Raw genomic sequence first — 556 nt, 5'->3', positions numbered from 1 at the left:
CGAAGTTTTAAATTACTTCTCTTTACCGAATACGTTGTTCTCTTGCTCTTGTACGCGGATGAAAGTCGTACGCTTCGTTAGTTCTTTAAGCTTCGCTGCGCCTACGTAGGTACAGGTTGAACGCACACCACCAAGGATATCTGAGATCGTGCCGTGAACGCTGCCACGGAATGGCAGTAGTACGGTTTTACCTTCAGCGGCACGGTACTTAGCCACACCACCAGAGTGCTTGTCCATTGCCGACTGAGAAGACATGCCGTAGAACTTCATGAAAGTTTCACCATCTTTCTCGATGATCTCGCCGCCTGACTCTTCGTGACCCGCTAACATACCGCCCAGCATCACGAAGTCTGCACCGCCGCCAAACGCTTTTGATACGTCACCCGCGCATGAACAACCGCCGTCACCGATGATCATACCACCCAGGCCGTGCGCCGCATCACCACACTCAATGATTGCAGAAAGCTGAGGATAACCCACACCCGTTTTGACACGAGTAGTACATACTGAACCTGGGCCAATGCCCACTTTTACGATGTCTGCGCCAGCAAGAATA

At 51.4% G+C, this 556-nt stretch carries 1 protein-coding gene; it reads right to left on the bottom strand.

Annotation, left to right across the window (positions count from 1 at the left end; genetic code table 11):
* Positions 1 to 12 precede the first annotated feature (12 nt).
* On the bottom strand, positions 13 to 556 hold a 544-nt coding region (locus R7190_RS29725), incomplete at its 5' end, for an IMP dehydrogenase (RefSeq protein ID WP_318138188.1).

The sequence above is a fragment of the Vibrio sp. 1078-1 genome, from assembly GCF_033340475.1.
This window is presented reverse-complemented; position numbering and strand designations above follow the sequence as displayed.